Raw genomic sequence first — 15,773 nt, forward strand, 5'->3', positions numbered from 1 at the left:
GTTTAGATAGTGTTAGAGGATGATTCTTTAGGAATATATAAAAATGTCTAAAATTTATTTACAATTAGCAGTATATTAGTAAAAAATTAAAACTAACATAAAATAACTAACCACAATGAAAAGAAGATCCTTCTTAACAACTGCTACCTTAGCTTCAGCCGGACTAAGTACACTTCTGCTTTCAAGTTGCTCTGATGGTGCAAAAAATGTTACAAAAGATAACGACGGTTCCGACTTTGAGATTGATTTTGAATTGGATGAAGAAACTATTTCTAGTTTGCAAAAGAAAATCGAAGATGGTACTTATAGTTCAGAAAAATTAGTTGCTCTTTATTTAAAAAGAATTGAAGCAATTGATAAAAATGGTGCAAAATTAAATTCTGTTATTGAGGTCAATCCTGATGCTTTAGAAATTGCTAAAGCAATGGATGCTGAATTGAAAAATGGAAAAAAGCGAGGGGCATTGCATGGAATACCAGTATTGATAAAAGATAATATAGATACTGCTGATAAAATGCAAACCACAGCAGGAGCTTTAGCGCTTGCCGGGAATATTTCCCAAAAAGATGCTTTTATAGTAAGTAAATTACGAGAAGCTGGCGCTGTTATAATTGGTAAAACTAATTTAAGTGAATGGGCAAATTTCCGTTCCACTCAATCTAGTAGTGGATGGAGCAGTAGAGGTGGTCAAACTAAAAATCCTTATTTTTTAGATCGTAATCCTTGTGGTTCAAGTGCTGGCTCTGGTTCGGCAGTTTCAGCAAATTTATGTGTTGTAGCTATTGGTACTGAAACAGATGGCTCTATTGTATGTCCTTCATCTGTAAACGGTATTGTTGGGATTAAACCTACTGTTGGGCTTGTGAGTAGAAGTGGTATCATTCCAATTTCTGCAACTCAAGATACCGCAGGTCCGATGGCAAGAACTGTTGAAGATGCCGCTATACTGCTTTCTGCAATTACAGGTAGTGATCCTTTGGATACCATTACAAGTGAAAGCAAAGGAAAAATAGAAAAAGATTATACTCAGTTTTTAGATATTAATGCACTTAAGGGTAAAAGAATAGGTATTGAGAAGAAGCCTCAAGGTACGAATACTGCTATTAATACTTTGTTGAATGATGCCATTAAGATCTTGAAAAAACAGGGTGCTACAGTTGTAGAGATAGATTATATAGATAAAATTAATGCTACAGGGCAATCAGAATTTGAAGTACTGCAGTATGAATTTAAAGATGGAGTCAATAAATACTTAGCCTCTGCTAATGGAAAAGTTAAAAATTTAGAAGATGTCATAGCGTTTAATAAAACCAATGAAAAAGATGCAATGCCATATTTCAAACAAGAAACATTAGAAAGTTCCGAAGAAAAAGGATCTCTGTCCGATGAGAAATATACAGAAGCTTTATCAATCAGCAATACTCAAAATAAATCTTTTTTAAAATCTGTTTTTGAAAGTAATAAACTAGATGCAATTTGTGGTATAACGATGGGACCTTCATGTAGTATTGATACTATTTATGGAGATAAATGGGGAAGTTATTCGTTAACATCGCCAGCCGCTGTTACTGGTTTTCCGCATATTACGGTTCCTTGTGGACAAGTTTACGATTTACCTGTTGGTTTGTCTTTTTTTAGTACACCATATCAAGAGGGTAAATTAATTGGGTTAGGATTTGCATTTGAGCAAGCTACCAAGAAACGCGTTAAGCCATCTTTTAAAAAGTCATTTTTAGAATAACTCACAAATAAAAAAAAGGGTATTGAGGTACCCTTTTTTATTAGAACTGCAATTCCAACGATTTTTTTATTCTTTAAAATCTATGGATAAAGAATTGACGCAATATCTTTGACCTGTTTTTGTAGGGCCGTCATTAAAAACATGTCCTAAATGGCTTCCACAATTAGCACACAGAATCTCTATGCGTTTCATGCCGTGTGAAGAATCTTCTATGTATTGTACTTTTCCGGGAATCGATTCATCAAATGAAGGCCAACCACAATGTGCATCAAATTTCGAATCACTTTCAAATAAAGGCTCATGACAAGCTCCACAGGTGTAAGTTCCTTTTTCGAAGTGTAAGTTATAAGTCCCTGTATGAGGATATTCAGTGCCTTTTAAACGTAGAATGCGAAAACGATCTTCACCAAGCTGTTCTTTCCATTCTTGATCGGATTTTATTATTGGATATTTCATAACTGTCTTTTTAGTTGAGCTCTTGACTTTTTATAAATGTAACAATTTTAGAGATTACTGCAGCATTTCCCAGTATTTTTCGATGTCCTAAATTTTCTGTAAGTTCTATTTCGCCCTTGTTTAAATGCTTATAAATATGGTGTGCAGTTGTTACAGGAACTTCTGGATCATGTTTATCGTGCAGAACCAAAACAGGAACTGTAATTGTGCTTGCGGCTCTGAAAGCGGCATGCTCACTCATTTTTGTACCTAGTTTTTTTTCAAAATGACCTATTAGTAAAGGCACATATTTTGAATTTAAACCTAGTTTTTTGACAAAGTTTTCTATCACTTCTTCGATGATGTCACCGCTGCCAATAGCGACAGCACATTTTACTTTTAATCCTTGTTTCATAGCATTAAGTACAGCCATACCTCCTAATGAGTGCCCAATAATGGCATCAAAAGGTCCCATAGTGTTATCAATTTCAAGTATAGATTCAATGAAATCTCCCATTAAACTTGAGTTTCCTGCGGAAGCGCCGTGAGCTGGGGCGTCAAAACTAATAGTCGAATAGCCTTCGGCAAGAAGAGTATCTGATATTTTAAACAATTGTGTCCCTCTACCTGACCAACCATGAACTATTAAGATTTTTTTATTGAATGTACCGTTTTCATAAAGTTGAATATCTTGATTTAAAGCAGGAATGTAAAGCTTTTTTTTAGTGCTTTTCTGAAGCATTTGAAATTCTCTTTTAGGAATTTTGTGTTTTACTGGTGTAGTAAAAATTTTCGCAATTAAAAGTACTGTCAATCTCTCAGATAATAAAGAGATTAATTTAGTTGGGACCACTATAATTTTAGGAATTTTCAATGATTCAGTAGCAGGAGAACTTTTTTTTGTCATTTTATTAAATTTTCAAGTCGGTCGAGTTTTTGGTATTTTTTTACTAAATTTAGAAAAACATAAAAGTAGTATTTTTAAGTTGTAGTTGAAAAGACAAAATTATAAAGTTGTTTTGTTTAACCATCTTTTAAAAATTGATACTTTCAAAATGAAATTATTTAATAATTCAAATCGATTTTATCACGATGGAAATTTTTCATATCAGTGCCGAATGTTATCCCGTTGCAAAAGTAGGTGGTTTAGCGGACGTCGTGGGTGCCTTACCGAAATATCAATGTAATGCGGGTCATCAAGTTAGGGTTGTAATGCCGTGTTATGATACTAAATTTAGAATTGAAAATCAGTTTGAATGTGTGCATTGGGGCAATGTCACTTTAGGACATTTTAATTTTCCGTTTAGTGTCCTCAAACAAATAGATGATAAATTAGGTTTTGAACTTTACCTAATTGAGATTCCTGAATTATTTGATCGAAAACAGGTTTATGGTTATCAAGATGATATAGAGCGTTTTTTGTCTTTTCAAATAGCTACTCTCGATTGGGTTTTAGGTCGAGCAGAAATTCCAGATGTACTCAACTGTCACGATCATCATACAGGATTAATTCCTTTTATGACCTTGTATTGTCATAAATATGCCAAATTACGGTCAATATCTACCCTAATTACCATCCATAATGGGCTATATCAGGGGCAATTTGGATTTGATAAATTGTATTATTTACCTCCTTTTGATTTAGAACATGTAAAACTTTTAGAGTGGGACAATTGTATCAATTCATTAGCTGTGGCAGTCAAATGCGCAGGCGGTGTAACGACTGTTTCTCCGAGTTACCTAAATGAAATAAATTATTTTGCTAACGGTTTGGAGTCGCTTTTTAACTCTGTCAGATATAAATCTCGTGGTATTTTGAACGGAATAGATATTGAGGTTTGGGATCCTGCTAAGGATGTAATGCTGGCAAAAAATTATTCTTTGACTACTGTTCAGAAAGGAAAGCAAGAAAATAAAAATAAATTATGTTCCCTTTTTAATCTCGATCCCGAAAAGCCATTATTCAGTTTTATAGGCAGACTTTTTGACGAAAAAGGCGGAGACTTACTACCTGAAGCTGCATTACGATCGTTGAATGCACATTACAAATCTATTAATATCTTAATTTTAGGTTCAGGCAATGCAGTTATTGAACAACAATTAAATGGACTTTTAACTGAATTTGAGGGTAACTATAACACTTTTATCGGTTATAATGAGGAATTAGCACATTTGATTTATGCTGGTTCTGACTTTATTTTGATGCCATCGAGAGTGGAGCCATGCGGTTTAAACCAAATGTATGCCTTAAGATACGGAACCATTCCAATTGTTCGTCGAACAGGTGGTTTGCGGGACACTGTAATTGATTTTGGAGATGATGGTAATGGTATTTGTCATGACCAAGCATCGGTAGATGATGTAGTTTACTCAATTGGTCGTGCGGTAGACTTATTTCAGGGCAAAAAGCATTTGAATCAATTAATAAAGAAAGCCATGCAAACCGATCATTCTTGGGAGCGAGTTTGTCAAGAATATATAGAAATGTACAACCTAATTATATCACATAATGAAAGCTAAAAAGAAAAATGTAATTGCCATTATTTTGGGTGGAGGACAAGGTTCCCGATTGTTCCCCCTTACTGAAACACGTTCTAAACCTGCTGTTCCCATCGGTGGAAAGTATCGTTTAGTAGATATTCCGATTTCTAATTGTATGAATTCAGATATTTATAGAATGTTCGTTTTAACTCAGTTCAACTCAGCTTCGCTTAATGCGCACATAAAAAACACCTATAATTTCAGTATTTTTAGTCATGCTTTTGTTGATATTTTGGCCGCCGAGCAAACTCCAGATAACCCCACTTGGTTTCAAGGTACTGCTGATGCGGTAAGACAGTGTATGCCTCATTTTTTAAATCATGATTTTGATTATGCATTGATACTTTCAGGAGATCAATTGTATCAAATGGATTTTAATGATATGGTTGAAGAACATATCAAAAACGAGGCAGACATTTCTATTGCAACCTTGCCAGTAAATGCCAAAGATGCCCCAGAATTTGGGATTTTAAAAACTAATAGCGCTAGTGAAATTGAATCGTTTATTGAAAAACCAGCGAAAGAATTATTACCAGATTGGGAATCTGATGTAAGTGACCAAATGAAATCAGAAGGTAAAAACTACCTAGCATCGATGGGAATTTATATTTTCAATCGTCAATTGCTTATTGATATCATGGCTAATAAAGAAACCAAGGATTTTGGTAAAGAAATAATTCCGCAAGCCGTTGGTAACAAAAAAATATTAAGCTATCAGTATGAAGGATATTGGACTGACATTGGAAATATTGATTCGTTTTTTGAGGCAAACATCGGTTTAACCGAAGATTTACCTAAGTTCAATTTATTCGACAACGATAATAAAATTTTTACCAGACCTCGTTTGTTACCGCCTTCAAAATTTCAAAAAACCATGGTTGATCGTTCGCTGATTTCTGAAGGTTGCATTTTAAATGCCAAGGAAATTATGAATTCTGTTATAGGGATTCGTTCTCGTGTTGGGGAAGGAACAGTAATTGAGAATTGTTATGTTATGGGTAATGATTTTTATCAAAATATTGATGAAATGACCGCCGATGTTAATAACGGACGCCAATTGGTTGGAATTGGAGAAAGATGTTTCTTGAAAAATGCTTTAATTGACAAAAATTGCCGCATAGGGAATGATGTTCATATCAGTGGCGGCGCTCACTTAGCTGATTTTTCAAATGAATTGTACGCCATTAAAGATGGAATTGTTGTAGTTAAAAAAGGAGTTACAATCCCAGATAATTATGAGATTAGATAAATCTTTAACGCAAAAAAAAAGTTTTTACTTACAATTAGTTAGCAGCACATCCACCTCTTATGAGTACAGTTATCACACATTCTCTTTTTACCGATTTTGATATTGATTTATTTAAAGCAGGCAAACATTTTCGGCTTTATGAAAAATTAGGAGCACACCTCACAACAATCGATGGTGTGGACGGTGTTTATTTTGCCGTGTGGGCACCATCAGCACGCCAAGTTTCAGTGATAGGAGATTTTAATTTCTGGAATAAACGAGAACACGCTCTATCCGTACGCTGGGACTCATCAGGTATTTGGGAAGGCTTTATACCTGGAGTGCAAAAGGGAACTGCGTACAAATATTTTATAGAATCAAATAATGGAAACGTTGTGGCAGAAAAAGCTGATCCTTTTGCTTTTTATTGTGAACATCCACCTAGAACGGCATCTATTGTTTGGGATTTAGAACACAAATGGAACGATAGTAATTGGATAAAAAACAGACCAAAACACAATAATTTAGATAAACCTTACTCAGTTTATGAGGTACATCTAGGCTCTTGGAAACGTCATATAGATGGCAATCGCTTTTTATCCTACGGAGAATTAGCTCAGGATTTGGTTCAGTATGTAAAGGAAACGGGTTTTACTCATGTTGAATTTATGCCCATTATGGAGTATCCGTACGATCCTTCATGGGGGTATCAATTGGTTGGGTATTTTGCACCAACTTCGCGCTTTGGTAATCCACAAGAATTCATGCAATTGGTCAATGAATTGCATAAAGCCGAAATTGGAGTAATTCTAGATTGGGTTCCATCACATTTTCCGGATGATGCGCATGGTCTCGGTTTTTTTGATGGATCAAATCTTTTTGAACATCCTGACAGAAGAAAAGGTTATCACCCTGATTGGAAAAGTTTAGTCTTTAATTACGGACGAAACGAAGTACGTTCCTTTTTGATAAGTAATGCCTTGTTTTGGTTAGATCACTATCACGTTGATGCGTTGCGAGTTGATGCTGTAGCTTCAATGTTATATTTAGATTATTCAAGAAATGATGGTGAATGGGAGCCGAATATTTATGGCGGAAGAGAAAATCTAGAAACGATCAGTTTTTTAAAAGAATTTAATGAAGCTGTTTATGCTAATTATGAAGGCGTGCAAACGATAGCCGAAGAAAGCACTTCTTTTCCAATGGTATCTCGACCAACATCGATTGGTGGTTTGGGTTTTGGAATGAAATGGATGATGGGCTGGATGCACGACACTTTAGATTATTTCAAAAAAGAAACTGTTTATCGAAAATACCATCAAAATGATTTGACTTTTTCGATGACTTATGCTTTTTCTGAGAATTTTATGTTGCCCTTGTCTCACGACGAAGTAGTTTACGGAAAAAAATCTATTTTAGGCAGAATGCCCGGCGATGATTGGCAACGATTTGCAAACCTCAGATTGTTATACGGTTACATGTTTGCGCATCCGGGAGCCAAATTGCTTTTTATGGGTAACGAATTTGCGCAAGAAAAAGAGTGGAATTTTGAAGCTAGCTTAGATTGGCATTTGCTCGAGCAACCTAATCATTTGGGAATTAAAAAACTCATTACCGATTTGAATGCTTTGTACAAAAAGGAAACAGCCCTTCATGAAAAACAATTTGCGGGTGGTGGTTTTGAGTGGATCAATTATTCTGATCATCAAAATGCAGTTTTATCCTTTATTAGAAAAGGAAAAAATTCCAATAAGGATGTAATTGTAGTTTGCAATTTTACCCAAGTTGTTCGTCAGGATTATAAAATAGGTATGCCACTTACAGGTAAACTTCAAGAAATATTTAATAGTGATGCCACGCAATACGCGGGCAGTGGCGTTTCGAATACCTCAAAATTAATTATTGAAGCCATTCCATATGATGGCAGAGATTACTCGGTTGCAATTACACTTCCGCCTTTAAGTGTAGTTATTTTTAAAATTGTTTAAATAAAATCCAAAGCCATTTAATTTACCTTAAGTGGCTTTTCGATTTACTAGGTTCAGTCAAAATACCACAAATCATGATTACAAATACTTCGTTAGAGTACAAAGGAGATACCTATCCCTCAAGAATTGTTTTAGTAGAGCAAAACGTTGATTCTTTTTATTTTCATTCTGAGAATAATGTTATCTTAAAAATTACGGTGCTCCGTGATAGTTTAATTCGATTTCGATATACCACAAAAGGATATTTTAGTACTGATTTTTCGTATGCAATTGATAAAAGTCATACCCATGGATATAATTTTTTAGAATTTAATGAACTAGAGCAAGCTTATTGTATTACTACGAGCAAAGTGAATTGTATTATTCAAAAAGCTGATTTGCGAGTTTCTATTTTAGACAAAAACAATCACGTAATTCTTGAAGATGAGCTCGGTTTTCATTGGGAAGAGAGTTACGAATATGGCGGAAATATTGTCAAAATGAGTAAAACTTCTAGAGATGGAGAATGTTTTTATGGCTTAGGTGACAAAGCTACTCAGATGAATTTGAAGGGAAAACGACTCGAAAATTTTGCCACCGATCAGTACGCTTACCAAAAAGATCAAGAGCCTTTGTATAAAGTAGTTCCTTTTTATATTGGCTTACACAACAAGCAATCGTACGGAATTTTCTTTGACAATACATTCCGTACTTTTTTTGATTTTTGCCATGAGCGTCGCAACGTAACTAGTTTTTGGGCCGAAGGTGGCGAAATGAATTATTACTTTATCTATGGTCCTCAAATGCAGGATGTGGTCACTACTTACACCGATTTAACTGGCAAGCCTGAACTACCGCCTTTGTGGGCTTTGGGTTATCATCAGTGTAAGTGGAGTTATTTTCCAGAGATCAATGTTAAGGAGATTGCGGCGACTTTTAGAGAGCTAAAAATTCCGTGTGATGCGATTTATTTAGATATTGATTATATGGATGGTTTCAGGTGTTTTACCTGGAACAAGTCGCATTTTCCGGATCCAAAACGTATGGTTGCAGAGTTGGCCGAAGATGGTTTTAAAACAATCGTAATTATTGATCCCGGCATAAAAATCGATAAAGAATATGCCATTTACCAAGAAGCTTTAGCCAAAGATTATTTTTGCAAAAGAGCCGATGGTCCTTATATGAAAGGAAAAGTATGGCCTGGCGAATGTAATTTTCCTGATTTCACCAATCCTGTGGTGCGCGAATGGTGGGCAACTTTATTCAAAGAGCTAGTTTCAGATATTGGGGTAAAAGGAGTTTGGAATGACATGAATGAACCTGCTGTTATGGAAGTGCCAAACAAAACATTTCCTATGGATGTGCGTCACGATTATGACGGAAACCCTTGCAGCCATCGAAAAGCGCATAATATTTACGGAACGCAGATGGCGCGTGCTACTTACCATGGTGTCAAAAGATACGCCTATCCTAAAAGACCTTTTGTAATTACTAGATCAGCTTTTGCAGGAGCGCAACGCTACACTTCATCTTGGACAGGTGACAATGTGGCCACATGGGAGCATTTGTGGTTAGCTAATATTCAAGTGCAACGTTTATCACTTTCGGGAATGGGCTTCACCGGCTCTGATATTGGTGGTTTTGCAGAACAACCTTCGGGAGAGTTGTATGCGCGTTGGATTCAGTTGGGCGTCTTTCATCCATTTTGTAGAACGCATTCTTCGGGTGATCATGGGCATCAAGAACCTTGGGCATTTGATGAAGAAGTTCTCAATATTACTCGAAAATTTGTCAATCTTCGCTACCAATTGCTTCCCTATTTGTATACCATGTTTTGGCAGTACATCAAAGAAGGAATTCCGATGTTAAAACCGTTGGTTTATTTTGACCAAGAAGATATTCAAACTCATTACCGTAACGACGAATTTATTTTTGGTAATCAAATAATGGTTTGCCCTATACTTGAACCTAATGCTTTGGGTCGAAGATTGTACATTCCGCGTGGGCAGTGGTATAATTACTGGAATAATTTACCAATGACGGGCGGAAAAGAACTTTGGATTGATACTGATTTTGATCAGATTCCACTTTTTGTGAAAGCAGGTGCTATTATTCCAAAATATCCAGTACAACAATATGTTGGCGAACTGACTTTTGAAGAACTGACTTTAGATGTTTATTTCAAAAATGGAAAAGAAAAATCAGTAGTTTACGAAGATGCACAAGACGGCTACGATTACAAAAAAGGCAGGTTCAGTTTACTTTCTTTTCAATTAACAGGTAAAGAAAATGAACTTATGATTCAGCAACATAAAGAGGGGAAATTTGAAACTTTGTACAAGAACTATAAAATAAATTTAATTGGTTTGCCTTTTGTAATTCGTTCTATCGAAATTGATACAGTGGCTGTTTCATTAGAGACAGATATCTACATTCAAAATGGATTTTTGTTTGTAGAAAAAGGTTTTTCAGTTTTACATATCAAAGGTTAAAGCCCAAAATGATGTTACTTTTTTTGTTAATTGTATAAATTGAGCGTGGATAATAATTGTATTTTTGTAATCAATCAAAACCAAATATCATGAAAAAAAATCTAATAGCAGGAATAGCAGTTGTTGCACTTGTAGTAGCTTGCTCAACCAATCCGATAACAGGAAAAAAGAATTTTAATTTTGTTCCGAATAGCCAATTGTTCCCATCTTCATTTCAACAATACGGGACTTTTTTGAAAGAAAATAAAGTAATTACGGGTACGGCTGAATCAAGAAAAGTGGAAGCGATTGGTTTCCGAATCAAAGCAGCAGCAGAAAAATACTTAACCTATTTGGGGCAAGGACAGTATTTAAAAGATTATCAGTGGGAATATAAACTAGTAGATAGCAAAGAGGTTAATGCTTGGTGTATGCCTGGTGGTAAAATTGTGGTATATTCAGGTATTTTACCAATTACAAAAGATGATGCAGGATTAGCAACCGTAATGGGACATGAAGTATCTCATGCTTTGGCTGATCATGGTGCGCAACGTATGAGTACGGCACAAGCTCAAGAGGTTATTGGTCAAGTAATAGCTGTAGGAGTATCTGGTAAAAGTGAAAAAACGCAGCAGATCATAGGTCAGGCTTATGGATTAGGTTCACAATTTGGAGTCATGTTACCATTTAGCCGTAACCACGAAACGGAAGCGGATAAAATTGGCTTGACATTGATGGCTATTGCAGGATACAACCCAGAGCAATCAATAGCATTTTGGCAACGTATGTCAGCAAAATCTGGTGGCCAAGCACCGCCAGAATTTATGAGTACGCACCCATCTGATGCAACTCGTATAGCTAATTTGCAAGCTTTTATTCCAGAGGCTAAAGCTATTGCAGCAAAAGTTGGAATCTTGAAATAATCATTTTTTTTAGGAAATATGAAAGGCTAACTAAGTGCAGTTAGCCTTTTTTCGTTTGTATCCTGAAGTACTTTGCTAAAATACATAAGTTATCTTTAGATAAATTTTTACAGCAATAAGCTTGAGTTACGTGAAAAAGAAATAAATTCGTGCAGTAAATAAAATTCTATGGTACAGCTTGAAAAAGGAAGTAAGAAATTATTAAATGCATGGGCATTTTACGACTGGGCAAACTCTGTGTATACCCTAACGATTGCTTCGGCGGTATTTCCAATTTTTTATGAAGCACTTTTTGCAGAGCGTGATCATTATATAGATGTATTTGGTTTACATTTAAAAAACTCGGCATTAATTAGTTTCGTTACTGCATTTGCTTTTTTGGTTGTGTCGTTTTTATCTCCTTTACTTTCAGGAATAGCCGATTATTTAGGCGATAAAAAGTCGTTTATGAAATTCTTCTGTTACATGGGTGCACTCTCGTGTGTGGGATTGTATTGGTTTGAGTTGGACTCTATTTACACTGGTTTATTATTTTATTTCTTGGGTTTGATTGGTTATTGGGGCAGTTTGGTGTTTTACAATTCGTATTTACCAGATATTGCTTTTCTGGAGCAGCAGGATAGCATTAGTGCCAAAGGATATTCTATGGGCTATGTAGGAAGTGTTATTTTATTAGTCATCAATCTTGGAATGATCATGAAGCCAAAATTGTTTGGCATTACTGGAACCGATGGCGAGGCAGCCATGAAAGCCATGCGTTACTCCTTTGTGATGGTGGGTGTTTGGTGGGTTTTATTCAGTCAGTATTCGTATTACTTTTTACCGAAAGGGAATGCTGTTAAAAATCAAAAAATCAGTAAAGCAGTTGTTTTTAACGGCTTCAAAGAATTAAAAAAAGTTTGGCAGTTACTGAAACAAAATATTCCGCTGTTGCGCTACTTGCGTAGTTTTTTCGTGTCAAGTATGGCTGTTCAAACGGTGATGTTGGTAGCCACCTATTTTGGTGCACAAGAAATAGAATGGAGAACAAAAGAGGAGGGAACCATTGGGCTAATAATATGTATTTTATTGATTCAATTAGTTGCTGTTTTGGGAGCTTTCTTAACCTCAAAAGCTTCAAGTCGTTTTGGTAATATTCCAACTCTAATTGCAATCAATAGCATTTGGTTGGTTTTATGTGCATTGGCTTATTTCATTACACAACCTAAAGAATTTTATATCATGGCAGGTTGTATTGGATTGGTAATGGGTGGAATTCAGTCTTTATCACGCAGCACGTACTCTAAATTGTTGCCGGAGACAGAAGACACAGCTTCATTTTTTAGTTTTTATGACGTAGCTGAGAAAATAGGAATTGTAATTGGAATGATTGTTTATGGTGTTGTAGATCAAGTGACCGGAAGTCCTAGAACAGCTATTGTAATATTGGCGTTGTTTTTTCTAACGGCGATTGTTTTGTTAAATAAAGTGCCAAAAAAAGGTGCTTTAGATAACTAAAGCACCTTTCTATAATTTTAAATAATGCTTTTTTAGGCTTTAGAAATTGAGCCAGAGCCATTTACTTTAGTGTCTTTTTTCTTTGGGTCGCCTTTGTATTGAATATCACCCGATCCTGAAACGCGCGCGCGAATCATTTCGGAGCAATAAACGGTAGTATCTCCAGAGCCCGACACGGTTGCATCGGCAGTTTGTGCTTTCAGCTTACTGGTATCTATATCACCTGAACCACTTAATACGGTGGTGATTTCAGCAGAAGAACCGCTTAAATTAATATCTCCAGACCCAGTTAAAGTTACATCAACATTGGTAGCACGCACATCTAAATTCATATCACCAGAACCCGTTAATTGAACCTGAAAAGATTTTGATTCTATAGGATTTTTTGTAGTAACATCTCCTGATCCAGTCATTGCCACCTTTGAAATAGACTCAAAAGGAACTGTGATTATAATTTCTTTTCCTTTACTAGGGCTGATGTATTTGTTTTTTTCAGATGCAATCTTCAATTGATTATTTTCAACTGAAATATTGATGTATTCTAGTAAATTTTCTTCGCCTTTTATGGTGATGTTGCCCTCTTTTCCTTCGACTAAAACCACATCAAAAAAGCCTGTTACAGCAATTCCATCATAACTTGCAGTAGTTTTTTGTTGGGTAATTACGTTGCCATTTCCTGTTATTTTTCCTTTGCTAGACCATTGCGCTTGCACAAAAGAAGTGGCTAAAATGGCAAAAGTAAGTGCTAATAGTTTTGTCTTTTTCATAGTTATTGTTGTTTATTGGTTTTGTGTTAAAGAAACATTTCCGTATCCGGATGTAATTGTCATTGTGTTTTGTCCTCGCTTTTTATGAAACCCTTCGTAGCGTTTATTATTTGAAACTTCTTCTTTGTTATCTATTTCTAAATCAGATGAATATTTAAAATTAGCATATTTTAAATTGACATCAAAGTCAAACGCGTAATTAGGGTGATATCCTAAATTAATTCCAGTGTAATCGCCTTTAATACTTACATTTTTGGCTTTGGCAGAAAGGTTTTGAACGGTTAATGAACTATATTGTGTAGCTAGTTTTAAGGCGTTGGACACTTCGCCAAGACGGATGGTTAAATAATTTCCTGTGGCTTCAAGAATTTGAACCGCATCAAATTTGATTTTGCCGTACGTGCAATCGTATCTGATCATGTCAGCGTTGGTGATTTCTAAATCAGTATAATCAGCGTTTAAATCGAGTTTGCCAACTTCGGCGATTTTTATACTCGAATATTTGGCCTGTATTGTTCCAGTGCGCAATGAACTCATGCTAGAATTAGAACAATACTCTAAATTATATTCACTATTTCCTGCCACTTTTCCCATAGTCACTTTTCCGTATTTGCAGGTGATATTGGCATCAGCATTGATATCTGCAACCAGTATAGAGCCATATTTGTTTACTAATTTAACGCCTCCTTTATTTGGAATTTTAATGGTGTAATTGATTTCAAAGTTGTTGTTTTTACTTTTTCCACTGTAGGAAGTGTTTTCAAGAATAGTTTTGGCGCTTACCAGATTTTTTAAGGCTGTGATAGCAACTGAAATATTGTCAATTCGCTGGTTTACATATTTTTCATTATCTCCACTTACTTTTATTAAAACATCAATTTCGATGATATCTTGGTTCCAAGTTGTTACGCTTATATTTCCGTAGGAATTGTCAATTGCTACCGTGGCATCAGCGTTTACGTAGTACGCTTTTTTAATATTTTTTTGCTTGCTATGTGCAAAATCATCTGAATTCGCTTGCGCTAAAAATGGAAGAAAAAGCAGTAGGAGAAGTAGTTTACATTGTTTTTTCATCGGGTATGTTTATTTTTCGTTCGTTTTCTTCAATGTGCTGTAGCACCGTTTGCAAAAATGAAATTCGGGTTTGTAAATTGGCAATCATAGCCTGTAAAATCGGTTTGCTTTCGCCATTTTTCTCGAGTTCTAAAATTATTTTTTCATAATCCGCATCAAGAACTTTCATTTGCTGTAAAGCATCGGCAATTATTTTTTTGTTTTCTGGCGATTCTTTTTCATTTAGTTTATCCAATTCTTTTTTGATGATTACTGTAAAAATCGAATCGGTTTGCTTGGTTTCTTGAGATGCAAAATGCAAGTTTGGCGCTGGCGGTGCTGCTTTATTAAAAAGTGTGATTGTCATGAGTAGCACTAGTGAAGCAGCAATACTTAACGGAATCAAGTACTTTTTAAACGATTTTTTTTGTTTTAATTTATTTTTAAATCTGTTTTCGTGACCTTCTGGCAATGATTTTACATCCCATTCGTCTTGCCAAGTTTCAAATAATTCATTCCAATTTTCATTTTCCTTTTTCATAATTCCTCCAGTTTTTTTCGTAAATTTTCTTTTGCTCTACTCAATGTGGTTCTTACATTGGCATAGCTGATATTTAGGATTTCGCTAATTTCTTCTTGGTCATAACCTTCAATAAAATGTAAGCTCAATACCACTTGGTAATTGTATTTGAGTGTTCCAATACAGTCTATAATTTGTTTTACTTTTAGCTCTTTAAATTCGGCTATGTCGACACAATTTTCAGTTTGATCTTCCAGTTTGAAAATGGTATTCTCAAAATCTTCTGTTTTGAAAACATTGTTTTTCTTTAAAAAATCAATACTTCGATTGACAACTATTCTTTTAAGCCAAGCACCAAAAGCCACTTCTTGTTTGTAATCGTCAATTTTAGTAAAAGCTTTCAAGAAACTTTCTTGCATCACATCTTCGGCATAATGACTGTCCTTTACAATGCGGTGCGCTACATTATACATAGCCTTAGCATATCGATTGTAAATTTCGAATTGTGCTTTTTGATTGTTTTGTTTGCAACTTGCAATCAAGTCGTCGATATGGTTTTCTTTTGAATTCAAATAATTTAAGCTAGTTATTTAAAGAGACTTTGAAAATTTGGTATTGTTACACTTTTGT

The 15,773-nt window shown here is 35.2% G+C and carries 13 protein-coding genes; 7 read left to right on the top strand and 6 right to left on the bottom strand.

Features of this window, described 5'->3' with window-relative positions:
- Nucleotides 1–115: 115 nt before the first annotated feature.
- A complete protein-coding gene (locus L1S34_RS07285; RefSeq protein WP_236363454.1) occupies nucleotides 116–1,741 on the top strand; it encodes an amidase in 1,626 nt (541 codons plus the stop codon).
- 66 nt (nucleotides 1,742–1,807) lie between these two features.
- Here L1S34_RS07285 and msrB read toward each other — a convergent pair whose 3' ends face one another.
- Together msrB and L1S34_RS07295 are read right to left on the bottom strand one after the other, a co-directional pair.
- Nucleotides 1,808–2,197: a peptide-methionine (R)-S-oxide reductase MsrB gene (gene msrB, locus L1S34_RS07290; RefSeq protein WP_236363455.1), complete on the bottom strand. Its 390-nt coding sequence runs from the start codon at nucleotides 2,195–2,197 to the stop codon at nucleotides 1,808–1,810.
- A gap of 10 nt (nucleotides 2,198–2,207) precedes the next feature.
- Nucleotides 2,208–3,083 (bottom strand): alpha/beta fold hydrolase, encoded by an 876-nt coding sequence (locus L1S34_RS07295; protein ID WP_236363456.1) that lies wholly within the window; start codon nucleotides 3,081–3,083, stop codon nucleotides 2,208–2,210.
- A gap of 185 nt (nucleotides 3,084–3,268) precedes the next feature.
- Here L1S34_RS07295 and L1S34_RS07300 point away from each other — a divergent pair, with 185 nt between their 5' ends.
- The 6 genes from L1S34_RS07300 to L1S34_RS07325 all read left to right on the top strand — a co-directional run bounded on the left by L1S34_RS07300 (nucleotide 3,269) and on the right by L1S34_RS07325 (nucleotide 12,803).
- Nucleotides 3,269–4,696, top strand: coding sequence for a glycogen synthase (locus L1S34_RS07300; protein ID WP_236363457.1), 1,428 nt, complete (start codon nucleotides 3,269–3,271; stop codon nucleotides 4,694–4,696).
- The gene (locus L1S34_RS07305) at nucleotides 4,686–5,966 is read left to right on the top strand and encodes a glucose-1-phosphate adenylyltransferase (RefSeq protein WP_236363458.1); all 1,281 of its coding nucleotides are present in this window, start codon (nucleotides 4,686–4,688) and stop codon (nucleotides 5,964–5,966) included. Before L1S34_RS07300 ends, L1S34_RS07305 begins: the two co-directional genes overlap by 11 nt.
- 59 nt (nucleotides 5,967–6,025) lie before the next feature.
- A complete protein-coding gene (gene glgB, locus L1S34_RS07310; protein ID WP_236363459.1) occupies nucleotides 6,026–7,933 on the top strand; it encodes a 1,4-alpha-glucan branching protein GlgB in 1,908 nt (635 codons plus the stop codon).
- A 74-nt stretch (nucleotides 7,934–8,007) separates the two neighbouring features.
- On the top strand, nucleotides 8,008–10,404 hold the full coding sequence (locus L1S34_RS07315) for a glycoside hydrolase family 31 protein (protein WP_236363460.1): 2,397 nt from the start codon (nucleotides 8,008–8,010) through the stop codon (nucleotides 10,402–10,404).
- Nucleotides 10,405–10,493: 89 nt separating this feature from the next.
- Nucleotides 10,494–11,306 carry a M48 family metallopeptidase gene (locus L1S34_RS07320; RefSeq protein WP_236363461.1) on the top strand — a complete coding sequence of 271 codons (813 nt, stop codon included), beginning with the start codon at nucleotides 10,494–10,496 and terminating at the stop codon, nucleotides 11,304–11,306.
- A gap of 168 nt (nucleotides 11,307–11,474) precedes the next feature.
- Nucleotides 11,475–12,803 (top strand): MFS transporter, encoded by a 1,329-nt coding sequence (locus L1S34_RS07325; protein ID WP_236363462.1) that lies wholly within the window; start codon nucleotides 11,475–11,477, stop codon nucleotides 12,801–12,803.
- A gap of 32 nt (nucleotides 12,804–12,835) precedes the next feature.
- Here the strand turns inward: L1S34_RS07325 and L1S34_RS07330 are convergent, their stop codons facing one another.
- From L1S34_RS07330 to L1S34_RS07345, 4 genes are read right to left on the bottom strand one after another with little or no spacing between them, the layout of a single operon-like run.
- Entirely contained in the window at nucleotides 12,836–13,570 is a 735-nt protein-coding gene (locus L1S34_RS07330) for a head GIN domain-containing protein (protein ID WP_236363463.1), read from the bottom strand.
- Nucleotides 13,571–13,582: 12 nt separating this feature from the next.
- The gene (locus L1S34_RS07335; RefSeq protein ID WP_236363464.1) at nucleotides 13,583–14,644 is read right to left on the bottom strand and encodes a hypothetical protein; all 1,062 of its coding nucleotides are present in this window, start codon (nucleotides 14,642–14,644) and stop codon (nucleotides 13,583–13,585) included.
- On the bottom strand, nucleotides 14,628–15,164 hold the full coding sequence (locus L1S34_RS07340) for an anti-sigma factor (protein WP_236363465.1): 537 nt from the start codon (nucleotides 15,162–15,164) through the stop codon (nucleotides 14,628–14,630). The genes L1S34_RS07335 and L1S34_RS07340 overlap by 17 nt, the downstream gene beginning before the upstream one ends.
- The gene (locus L1S34_RS07345) at nucleotides 15,161–15,715 is read right to left on the bottom strand and encodes an RNA polymerase sigma factor (protein WP_166138940.1); all 555 of its coding nucleotides are present in this window, start codon (nucleotides 15,713–15,715) and stop codon (nucleotides 15,161–15,163) included. Before L1S34_RS07345 ends, L1S34_RS07340 begins: the two co-directional genes overlap by 4 nt.
- Between the last annotated feature and the right edge of the window lie 58 nt (nucleotides 15,716–15,773).

It is taken from the genome of Flavobacterium sp. K77 (assembly GCF_021608205.1).
Classification (GTDB): Bacteria; Bacteroidota; Bacteroidia; order Flavobacteriales; family Flavobacteriaceae; genus Flavobacterium; species Flavobacterium turcicum.

What these genes read in the sequence shown, in the direction of transcription:
- L1S34_RS07300 (WP_236363457.1), top strand. Translation starts at nt 3,269, where the DNA reads ATGGAAATTTTTCATATCAGTGCCGAATGTTATCCCGTTGCAAAAGTA.
- L1S34_RS07325 (WP_236363462.1), top strand. Translation starts at nt 11,475, where the DNA reads ATGGTACAGCTTGAAAAAGGAAGTAAGAAATTATTAAATGCATGGGCA.
- L1S34_RS07340 (WP_236363465.1), bottom strand. Translation starts at nt 15,164, where the DNA reads ATGAAAAAGGAAAATGAAAATTGGAATGAATTATTTGAAACTTGGCAA.
- L1S34_RS07330 (WP_236363463.1), bottom strand. Translation starts at nt 13,570, where the DNA reads ATGAAAAAGACAAAACTATTAGCACTTACTTTTGCCATTTTAGCCACT.
- L1S34_RS07295 (WP_236363456.1), bottom strand. Translation starts at nt 3,083, where the DNA reads ATGACAAAAAAAAGTTCTCCTGCTACTGAATCATTGAAAATTCCTAAA.
- msrB (WP_236363455.1), bottom strand. Translation starts at nt 2,197, where the DNA reads ATGAAATATCCAATAATAAAATCCGATCAAGAATGGAAAGAACAGCTT.
- L1S34_RS07335 (WP_236363464.1), bottom strand. Translation starts at nt 14,644, where the DNA reads ATGAAAAAACAATGTAAACTACTTCTCCTACTGCTTTTTCTTCCATTT.
- L1S34_RS07285 (WP_236363454.1), top strand. Translation starts at nt 116, where the DNA reads ATGAAAAGAAGATCCTTCTTAACAACTGCTACCTTAGCTTCAGCCGGA.
- L1S34_RS07320 (WP_236363461.1), top strand. Translation starts at nt 10,494, where the DNA reads ATGAAAAAAAATCTAATAGCAGGAATAGCAGTTGTTGCACTTGTAGTA.
- L1S34_RS07305 (WP_236363458.1), top strand. Translation starts at nt 4,686, where the DNA reads ATGAAAGCTAAAAAGAAAAATGTAATTGCCATTATTTTGGGTGGAGGA.
- glgB (WP_236363459.1), top strand. Translation starts at nt 6,026, where the DNA reads ATGAGTACAGTTATCACACATTCTCTTTTTACCGATTTTGATATTGAT.
- L1S34_RS07315 (WP_236363460.1), top strand. Translation starts at nt 8,008, where the DNA reads ATGATTACAAATACTTCGTTAGAGTACAAAGGAGATACCTATCCCTCA.